At 67.6% G+C, this 8265-nt stretch carries 7 protein-coding genes; 4 read left to right on the plus strand and 3 right to left on the minus strand.

Going from position 1 to position 8265, the window contains the following annotated elements:
* The first annotated feature begins 144 nt into the window (after positions 1-144).
* Together SSA01S_RS18320 and SSA01S_RS18325 are read left to right on the plus strand one after the other, a co-directional pair.
* Positions 145-3585, plus strand: coding sequence for a glycosyl hydrolase 2 galactose-binding domain-containing protein (locus SSA01S_RS18320; protein WP_244885711.1), 3441 nt, complete (start codon positions 145-147; stop codon positions 3583-3585).
* Entirely contained in the window at positions 3582-4334 is a 753-nt protein-coding gene (locus tag SSA01S_RS18325; protein WP_061781549.1) for an SGNH/GDSL hydrolase family protein, read from the plus strand. Before SSA01S_RS18320 ends, SSA01S_RS18325 begins: the two co-directional genes overlap by 4 nt.
* On the opposite strand, the gene SSA01S_RS18330 is transcribed toward SSA01S_RS18325, so the two are convergent.
* Together SSA01S_RS18330 and SSA01S_RS18335 are read right to left on the minus strand one after the other, a co-directional pair.
* Positions 4313-4729, minus strand: a complete 417-nt coding sequence (locus SSA01S_RS18330; RefSeq protein ID WP_240954505.1) for a PaaI family thioesterase — start codon at positions 4727-4729, stop codon at positions 4313-4315. The two genes, SSA01S_RS18325 and SSA01S_RS18330, sit on opposite strands and share 22 nt — an antisense overlap.
* A complete protein-coding gene (locus tag SSA01S_RS18335; protein ID WP_240954504.1) occupies positions 4726-5136 on the minus strand; it encodes a PaaI family thioesterase in 411 nt (136 codons plus the stop codon). Before SSA01S_RS18335 ends, SSA01S_RS18330 begins: the two co-directional genes overlap by 4 nt.
* Positions 5137-5196: 60 nt before the next feature.
* Here SSA01S_RS18335 and SSA01S_RS18340 point away from each other — a divergent pair, with 60 nt between their 5' ends.
* Complete coding sequence (locus SSA01S_RS18340; RefSeq protein WP_061781551.1) at positions 5197-5982, plus strand: crotonase/enoyl-CoA hydratase family protein; 786 nt, start codon at positions 5197-5199, stop codon at positions 5980-5982.
* 274 nt (positions 5983-6256) lie between these two features.
* Here SSA01S_RS18340 and SSA01S_RS18345 read toward each other — a convergent pair whose 3' ends face one another.
* The gene (locus tag SSA01S_RS18345; protein ID WP_042488118.1) at positions 6257-6712 is read right to left on the minus strand and encodes a peptidylprolyl isomerase; all 456 of its coding nucleotides are present in this window, start codon (positions 6710-6712) and stop codon (positions 6257-6259) included.
* A 117-nt stretch (positions 6713-6829) separates the two neighbouring features.
* Between SSA01S_RS18345 and mgtE the strand changes: the two genes are divergently transcribed.
* Positions 6830-8242, plus strand: a complete 1413-nt coding sequence (mgtE, locus tag SSA01S_RS18350) for a magnesium transporter (protein ID WP_058716170.1) — start codon at positions 6830-6832, stop codon at positions 8240-8242.
* The last annotated feature ends 23 nt before the right edge of the window (positions 8243-8265 follow it).

The following is an 8265-nucleotide window of genomic DNA, read 5'->3' on the forward strand; positions in this document are numbered from 1 at the left end:
GGGTGTCCCGCTCTCGATAGGGGTACACCCCTCCGTCACGCTTCGCGCGACACCTCCCCTTACAGGGGAGGAAAGGGTACAGCGCCCTTTGACTTTACCGCACGCCCTTTGCTTTATCCGGCGGCGATCAGAAAGGGAGACGGCATGAGCGTGGCGGCGGCAAGAGCGATGGGGGCTCTGGCATCGATGACGGCGCTGTGCTGGGGGCTGGCGGCCTCCGCCCAGACGACGACCGCGCCCGCAACACCGCTAGGTCCGATCAACGCGGATCTGCCGCAGGGGGGCGATGCCTATCGCCGTGCTATCGTGGCGACGCCGGTCGTCGCCTCCAGCTGGACGCTGTCCGCCTGGGTCCAGCCCAAGACGGTGCAGGGCAAGGGCACGACGATGCTGATCGGCGGCTTCGGCGATCCCAAGGCGGGCCCGCGCCGCTATCTGGCGCTGGTCGACGGCCAGCCCGCGCTGGTGACCGAAGCGGGGGTGGTGCAGGGTGGCGGCGATGCCGATCGCAACAAATGGACGCACATCGCCGCCAGCTATGACGGAAAGGTCGTCCGCCTTTTCGTGAACGGGCGACAGGTGGTGCAGCGCGGTTTGTCGCTGGAGCCCGTCACCGGCGTCGCGACGCTGGCGCCGCGTGATTACCAGCCGGTCTTTGCGGGCAAGGTCATCGATTTCCGCATGGTGCGCGAGGTGGTCGATCCGCTGACCCTCCGTCTGGCCGCCCGGCGCGCGCCCGACCCGGCAAAACTGGCGCTCCAGACCGGCAGCCCCAGTTGGCCCTATCAGACCCGCCAGATGCAGGGGCAGACGGTGCCGCAGGATGCCTGGACCCTGCCCCAGTCCAAGGCCCCGATCCCGGCCAGCGGCACCGCCAAGCCCGAGCCCAAGGACCCCGCGCTCGTCTCCACCGCCACCGGCCAATGGGCGGTCAATGGCTGGCGGTTGATCGAGGCGGCCAAGGTCGGCCCCGGCGGCGCAGACCTGTCGCAGGGCAATTTCGACGCGAGCAAATGGTATGCCGCAACCGTGCCGGGCACGGTGCTGACGACGCTGGTCGATCGCGGCGTCTATCCCGATCCGGCGGTCGGGCTGAACAATTTGGCGATCCCCGAGACGCTGGCACGGCAGGATTACTGGTATCGCACCGAGTTCGACACGCCGCCCGAGGCGGCCGGGCGGCAGATGTGGCTGACCTTCAACGGCGTGAACTATTCGGCCGAGGTGTGGGTCAATGGCCGGATGACGGGTACGATGAAGGGCGCCTTCATCCGGGGCTGCTTCCCGGTGACGCTGGCCGCCGGGCGCAACGCCATCGCGGTGCGGGTGTCGCCGCCGCCGCATCCGGGCATCGCGCACGAGGAGTCGATGACCGCGGGCGTCGGCGAGAATGGCGGCGTCCAGATGATGGACGGCCCGACCTTCGTCGCGACCGAGGGCTGGGACTGGATTCCGTCCGTTCGCGATCGCAATACCGGGCTGTGGCAGGGGGTGACGCTGGCCGCGACGGGCCCGGCGGTGATGGGCGACCCGCAGGTCGTGACGACACTGCCCAAGCCCGACAACTCGGTCGCCGATATCGAGATCGCGGTGCCCGTCACCAACACCGGGCAAGCTCCGGTGACGACGACGGTGCGCGCGGTGTTCGACGATGTGGTGGTCGAAAAGCCGGTGACGGTCGCCCCCGGCCAGACGATCCGCGCCGTCCTGTCGCCGTCCGAGTTCCCGCAGCTGTCGGTCAAGAACCCGCGCCTCTGGTGGCCCAACGGCTATGGCGACCCGGCGCTGCACAAGCTGGCCATCACGGCGGCGGTCGATGGCGCGCTGTCGGATAGCAAGGCGTTGCGCTTCGGGATGCGGCAGGTGACCTATGATCTGTCGCTGTTCGACGATGACGGCGATTTGGAGCGGGTGACACTCGACCTCAACCGCGTCCGTGGTGGACCCAAGGTGATCGACACCAGCCATAAGGGCATTCGCAAGACCGCCAATGGCTGGGCGATGAGCTTCACGCCGGGCGGCGACCAATCGGCGGCGGTCGCCAAGGTCACCGACGATCCGCGCCTCGCCCCCTATCTGACCTTGCGGGTCAACGGCGTGCGGATTGCGGCGCGCGGCGGCAATATCGGCATGGACGACTATATGAAGCGCGTGGACCGCGCGCATCTGGAGCCGTTCTTCCGCCTGCACCGCGATGCGCATCTCAACATCATCCGCAACTGGGTGGGCCAGAATACCGAAGAGAGCTTCTTCGACCTGGCCGACGAATATGGGTTGATGGTCCTGTCCGATTTCTGGGAGTCGACCCAGGATTACAATATGGAGGCCGAGGACCCGCAGCTCTTCCTCGCCAACGCGACCGATGTGGTGCGCCGGTTCCGCAACCATCCCTCGATCGTCGCCTGGTTCGGGCGGAACGAGGGCGTGCCGCAGCCGATCCTCAATAACGGGCTCGACACGCTGCTGCGCGCCGAGGACGGGACGCGGCTCTACATGCCCTCGTCCAACGCGGTAAACCTGCAAGGCTCTGGGCCCTATAACTGGCGGCCGCCGGTCGAATATTTCACCACCCATGCCAAGGGTTTCTCGGTCGAGGTCGGGACCCCCTCGCTGCCGACGCTGGAGGCGTGGAAGCGCGCCATCCCGGCCGAGGCGGATCGCTGGCCGATCGGCGATGTCTGGGCCTATCATGACTGGCACCAGACCGGGAACGGCGCGGTCAAGAGCTTCACCGACGCGCTCGAAAAGCGTTTCGGCGCGCCCACGGGCCTCGAGGATTTCGAGCGCAAGGCGCAGATGATGGAGTATGAGTCCTACCGCGCCATCTTCGAGGGGATGAATGCGGGCCTCTGGACCGAGAACTCCGGCCGGATGCTGTGGATGACCCAGCCCGCCTGGCCGTCCTCGGCGTGGCAGATCTTCTCGTCCGACTATGACACGCACGCCGCCTTCTACGGCGTGAAGAAGGCCGCCGAGCCGATCCATGTCCAGATGAACCTGCCCGACCACCGCGTCGTGCTGGTCAACAACACCCGTGATGCGCTGAAGGGCGTGCAGGTGCGCGCGCGTGTCGTCGGGCTCGACGGCCGCAGCGAGGGCGATCAGGAGGCGAAGGTCGTCGCCAACGCCGAGGGCGTCACGCCGGTCCTCAACCTCGACCTCGCCTCGGCGATGAAGCGCGGGGCCGTGCTCGTCCGGCTGGAGGCGACCGATGCGGGCGGGCAGGTGCTGTCGACCAACAGCTATTGGCAGGCGGCGGACGATGCGGGGTACCGCGCGCTGACGACGATGGGCGCAGCGACGGTCACCGCGAATACCAGCCTGGAGGGGCAGGGTGAGGAGACGACCGCCAATATCACCCTGACCAACAGTGGTTCGGTCCCGGCGGTCGAGACCAAGCTGACCGTGATGAACGCCGATGGCACCCAGGTGCTGCCCGCCTATTTCAGCGACAATTACGTCACCCTGTTGCCCGGAGAGACACGCGTGATCGAGATTCGCTTCCCCAGTGCCAAGGCGGACAAGCCGACCGTCGCGATTCGCGGCTGGAACGTCACCGCGACCCAGGCCGAGCTGCGTCCGTGAGCCGTCTGGTCATCACCGCGCTGATCGCGCTGACCCTCGCCACGCCCGCCCTTGCCCAGCAGAAGGAGACGGATGCGCAGCGCTGGACCCGCGAATGGGAGGAGCGGTTGCACAACGACTTCGCCTATCTGGCGCGCTACCGCGACGACAATGCCAGGCTTGCCGCGCCCGTGGCGGGGCAGCCGCGCGTGGTGTTCATGGGCGACTCGATCACCGAGAACTGGGCCAGCCGCGCGCCGGAATTCTTCGTGAAAGGCCGGATCGGGCGCGGGATCAGCGGGCAGACGACCTCGCAGATGCTGCTGCGCTTTCGCCAGGACGTGATCGACCTGAAGCCTGCCGTCGTCCAGATCATGGCGGGCACGAACGACATTGCGGGCAATACCGGCCCCACGACCGACGCGCAGGTCGAGGGCAATATCATGTCGATGATCCAGCTGGCCCAGGCCAACGGCATCCGCGTGATCCTGGCCTCCATCCCGCCGGCCGACCATTTCGAGTGGAAGCCGGGCCTACCCACCGCGCCGCGCATCGCCACGCTGAATGGCTGGTTGAAGGAGTATGCGGCCCGCGTCGGCGCGACCTATGCCGATTACTGGTCGGTGCTGCATGTCGGCGATGCGCTGAACCCCGCTTACGGCACCGATGGGGTGCATCCCAATGCGGCGGGCTATGCCGCGATGGCGCCGGTCGCCGACGCCGCGATCAAGCAGGCGCTGGCCAAGCCTCAGCCGCGCAGGACGCGATAGTTCAGCCGGGCAGTCGCGATCGGACGGTCGCGATCCTCCTGCCAGGCGGTCGCCTCGATATGGGCGGTGCGCTGGCCCAGGCGCAGGATCGTGCCGACCGCGCGCGTCGGATGCTGGTCGCGCCCGGTGCGCAGGTAATCGGTGGTGACCGTCACCGGCTTGATCCGGCCGCCGCCCTCCTGCGACAGGCGGTGGGTGAGCGCGGCGATCCCCGCCACCTCCAGCAACCCGGCGATCGCCCCGCCCTGGAGCAGGTCGGGCCAGCCCATCACATGCTCGCCGAACGGCAGGACCAGCTCGGGCACGTCGCCGACCCACTCGATCGAACAGCCGAGCCACTCGGCATAGGGCGGCAGGACCATCGCCTGTCCGATCGCGGTGCGCGGGGCGCTCATGCGGCCATGCCGATAAAGGTGCCCGCGACATGCGCGACGGGATCGTCGGGGTCGCCGTCATGCGCGATGCCCCGGACAAAGGCGATGCTGCGGGTGATGCGATAGCATTCGCCGCGCCCGACCACGGTGCGCTCCGGGATCGCCGGGCGCAGATAATCGACCCGCAGGTCCAGCGTCACATGCGGCTCGAACTTGCCCCGTTTCAGCCAGACCGCGACGCTGGTCGCCATGTCCATCATCGCGACGATCGGGCCGGAGGCGAGCACGCCGCTGGCCGGATCGCCGATCAGGCGCGGGTCGTATGGCAGCGCCAGCTCCGCCCAGTCGTCCCCATGCGCGCGGTATCCGATGCCCAGATGCCGTCCATGCCCGCCGCCCAAGCCGCCCATCGCGACGAAGCGTTCCATATCGAACCCCATGGGGCCATGGTCTACACGAGCGGCCACGAAGCGCAAAAGGAGAGCGACATGGAAAGCCGGGTGACGATCGCGGTCGAGGAGGGCGTCGCCGATGTCCGGCTGGCGCGCGGCGAAAAGCTGAACGCGATCGACCGCGCCATGTTCGACGCGCTGGCCGAAGCGATCGAGACGCTGGGCGCGCGGCCCGACCTGCGCGTGGTGGTCCTGTCGGGAGAGGGGGACGGCTTCTGCTCCGGCCTCGACATGGCGGCGATGGCGGGGGGTGAGCTTGCCGGGCTGGACCTTGCGGTGCGGAGCCATGGGGCCGCCAATCTGGTGCAGCAGGTGGCGTGGGGCTGGCGGACGCTGGCGGTGCCGGTGATTGCGGCGGTGCATGGCGTGGCCTTTGGCGGCGGGACCCAGATCATGGGCGGCGCCGATATCCGGCTGGCGCACCCGGCGACCCGCTTTGCGATTCGCGAGGTGCATTGGGGGATCGTGCCTGACATGGGCGGCTTCGCGCTGTGGCGCGGGGTGCGCGAGGATATCTTGCGCGAATGGATCTACACCGCGCGCGAGTTCGACGCGGACGAGGCGCTGGCGGCGGGGTTCGTGACCCGGCTGTCCGACGATCCGCGTGGGGAGGCACTGGCCCTGGCGCGCAGGGTTGCCGCGCGCAGCCCCGACGCGTTGCGCAGCGCCAAAAGGCTGTTCGGGGCGATGGGATCAAGCGGACCCGAGGCCATGCTGGCGATGGAAAGTGCCGAGCAATTGGCGTTGATGCGAGGGGACAACCACCGCGAGGCGGTCGCAGCGAACATGGAGCGGCGATCGCCCGCATTTCGCGACGTTTGAGGAAGGCCGTTCCCTCACCCCAAGCGATAGCCCCTCCCGCAGGCGGGAGGGGTTGGGGAGGGCAGGGTGTCTCACCGAGATTGTCGCCTGTGGCGTGCCCTCCCCCCATCCCAGTTTCAGGTAAACGATGCCCCGCATCGTTTAGGTCATGCCGGGGGCATGACCGACCTGAAACTCGCTTGCGGGAGGGGCGTGCCTGTGGCGGCTGGCGTGCCCAAATAAAAAGGGGGAGCCTCTTTCGAGACTCCCCCTTCCTTCGGCTCTCGCGGAAGAATTACTCTGCGGTCGCCTTGATGATCTTGCCCGGATTGCGGGGGGGCTCGCCCTTGGGCAGCGCATCGACATGTTCCATGCCGCTCTCGACCTGGCCCCAGACGGTGTACTGGCGGTCGAGGAAGCGCGCGTCGTCGAAGCAGATGAAGAACTGCGAATTGGCCGAGTTCGGATCATTGGTCCGCGCCATCGAGCAGGTGCCGCGGACGTGCGGCTCGGCATTGAATTCCTGCTTCAGGTTGGGCTTGTCCGAACCCGACATGCCGGTTCCGGTGGGGTCGCCACCCTGCGCCATGAAGCCGGGGATCACGCGGTGGAACACGACGCCGTCGTAAAAGCCTTCATTGGCAAGGCCGCCGATGCGCGCGACATGCTCGGGCGCCAGGTCGGGGCGCAGGGTGATGACGACATCGCCGCTCTCGAGCGTCAGGGTCAGCTTGGAAAAGGTCTCGGCCATAAGGGTTCTTCCTTGGTTGATGGTGCGCAGGTAGGCGTTCACACGCCCGCTGGCAAATGCCGCCGTCGCAGTTTAGAGGCGTGACACAGCGTTCATGATCGATCGAGGGAGGCCGAGATCAGCGACACCGAACTCCCTGAACTCGAAACCGAAAGCCCGCTGCCCGAAACGCAGCTGGACGAGGATGACCGGCTGAAGCCCGAATATGTCACCAGCGTGCTCGCCGCGCTGGAGGATGGCGACGACGAGGGCGCCCGCGCGCTGGTCGAGCCGCTCCACCCTGCCGACATCGCCGACCTGTTCGAGCTGGTGGGCGACGAGGAACGCGTCAACCTAGCGCGGGCGGTCACCGACCTGCTGAACGGCGACGTCTTCGCCGAGATGAACGACTATGTGCGCGAGCAGCTGATCCAGGCGCTCGAACCGCATGAAGTCGCCGATATCGCGTCGGAACTCGACACCGACGACGCGGTGGCGATCATCGAGGACATGGACGAGGACGAGCAGCGCGCGGTGCTGCGCGCGCTCGACCCGGACGACCGCGCCGCGATCGAGGAGGCGCTGTCCTTCCCCGAGGAGTCCGCCGGTCGCCTGATGCAGCGCGAGCTGATCGCGGTGCCCGAGCATTGGACGGTCGCCCAGACGATCGAGTTCCTGCGCGATGACGAGCAGCTGACCACCGATTTCTGGGAAATCTTCGTCGTCGATCCCGGCCACCGGCCGATCGGGACGTGCCAGCTGTCCTGGATCTTGCGCGCGCCGGGCGGCATCGCGATCGGTGACGTGATGAAGCGCGAACAGACGCTGATCCCGGTCGACATGGACCAGGAAGAGGTCGCGCTGCGCTTCCAGAAATATGCGCTGATCTCGGCCGCCGTGGTCGATGCCAGCGGACGGCTGGTCGGCATGATCACCGTCGACGATATCGTCCACATCATCCAGCAGGAGGCGGGCGAGGACGTGCTGCGCCTGTCGGGGGCGGGCGAGGGCGACATCAACGAGCCGATCCTCGACAGCTACAAGAGCCGCGTCCGCTGGCTGATCGCCAACCTCGTGACCGCGATGGTCGCCTCGTCGGTGATCGCGGCGTTCGAGGGGACGATCGCGCGGATGGTGGCGCTGGCCACGCTGATGCCGATCGTCGCGGGCGTCGGCGGCAATGCGGGGACGCAGACGCTGGCGGTGACGGTCCGGGCGCTGGCGACCAACCAGCTGACCCAGTCGAACACGGCGCGTGCGATCATGCGCGAAATTCGCGTGGCAATGATGAACGGCCTGACCGTGGCCGCCGTGATCGGGATTGGCGTCAGCCTGGTCTTCGGCAATCCCGCGCTGGGCATGGTGATTGCGGCGGCGATGCTGACCAACATCATCATCGCCGGGCTGGCGGGCGTGCTGGTGCCCGTCACGCTGGACCGGTTCGACGCCGATCCGGCGGTGGCGTCGTCGGTGTTCGTGACGATGACGACGGACTCGATCGGCTTCCTGGCGTTTCTCGGCCTGGCCACGGCGTCGGGCCTGACGGGGTAAAGAATTCCTCCCCTGCAAGGGGA

This window comes from Sphingomonas sanguinis NBRC 13937 (genome assembly GCF_001591005.1).
In the GTDB taxonomy this organism is placed as follows: Bacteria; Pseudomonadota; Alphaproteobacteria; order Sphingomonadales; family Sphingomonadaceae; genus Sphingomonas; species Sphingomonas sanguinis.